Raw genomic sequence first — 1,362 nt, forward strand, 5'->3', positions numbered from 1 at the left:
GATAAAGTCTATATAATGGTGTAAATTCAAAAATTAAAAAAATTGAGCCAAAAGGGTTCAACCTCGGATAAAATAGAGTTGTCGAAAAACCATCAACCCGAGGAGGAAACCCAAATGACTCAGATTAATGTTACCCTAGATTCCGAAATTTTGCACGGACTTTTCACATCAAATGGCAAAGATGATGCCTTTGCCAAGTTACTGGAAAGCATCCTAAATCAGGTGCTTAATGCTCAAGCCAGTGAGCAACTTGGCGCGGATCGCTATGAGCGTTCTGATGAGCGTTCCGGCTACCGCAACGGCTTTCGTATGCGTAGCATGACCACACGCGTTGGAACTATTGAACTGCAAGTGCCCAGACTTCGCGGCGGCAATTTCTCAACTACTCTGTTCAACCAGTACCAACGCAGCGAGCAGGCTCTGGTGCTAGCAATGATGGAGATGGTCGTAAATGGTGTATCCACCAGAAAAGTGAGCGCCATTACCGAAGAGCTCTGTGGTAAAGAGTTTTCCAAGTCGACCGTTTCTGAGCTTTGCAAGAACTTAGAACCTGTCGTTGAAGAATTCAGAAACAGAGAACTGACCTGTAACTATCCGTTTGTTATTGTCGACGCGCTTTATACCAAGGTTCGTGAAAACGGCCGTGTCCGGTCTAAAGGACTGCTCAGCGCAATCGGTGTCCGAGAAGACGGCAGACGAGAAATACTGGGGTTGAGTGTCGCCGATTCAGAATCTGAAACCAGCTGGAGCGAGTTCTTCTTATCCCTTAAACAACGGGGCCTCTCCGGCATAGATCTTGTCGTATCCGACAATCACGGCGGCCTGGTCAATGCAATCAAGAAACATTTTCAGGGCGCATCCTGGCAACGGTGTCAGACCCACTTTTCAAGAAATATTTTAGATAAAACACCGAAGCGTCTTCAGCCGGAGATCAAGCAATGCCTCAATGAGATATACAACGCACCAAAGCAGGAAATCGCCCAATCACTTCGAGACGAGATGCTTGATACCTATTCCCAGGCAGCTCCTAAGGCTATGGAGACTTTGGAACAGGGATTTGATGACATAATGGCTGTTATGCATCTGCCAAAGAAATATCGCAAGCGATTACGTACAAGCAACAGCATTGAGCGGTTAAATCAAGAAATCCGGCGTAGGGAACGTGTGATCAGAATATTCCCAAATGAAGCCTCCCTGATCCGCTTGATTGGCGCCTTGCTCATGGAGCAAGATGAGAAATGGACAACGGGTAAGCGATATCTTGATATGGAAGAATACCATCAACATCGATTGGCCAAAAATACCACTGTTGCTGCTTAAAAAACTAACCGAGGGAATTTACACACTTTTTCGGACTTGACT

The 1,362-nt window shown here is 46.0% G+C and carries 1 protein-coding gene; it reads left to right on the forward strand.

The features are described from left to right. The first annotated feature begins 114 nt into the window (after window positions 1-114). On the forward strand, window positions 115-1,320 hold the full coding sequence (locus IWB18_RS12400; RefSeq protein WP_195683928.1) for an IS256 family transposase: 1,206 nt from the start codon (window positions 115-117) through the stop codon (window positions 1,318-1,320). Window positions 1,321-1,362 lie beyond the last annotated feature (42 nt).

This window comes from Alkalibacter mobilis, from assembly GCF_015594845.1.
GTDB lineage: Bacteria > Bacillota > Clostridia > Eubacteriales > Alkalibacteraceae > Alkalibacter > Alkalibacter mobilis.

Bases quoted from the DNA above. Each gene is read 5' to 3' on its own strand.
- IWB18_RS12400 (WP_195683928.1), top strand. From the start codon at position 115: ATGACTCAGATTAATGTTACCCTAGATTCCGAAATTTTGCACGGACTT.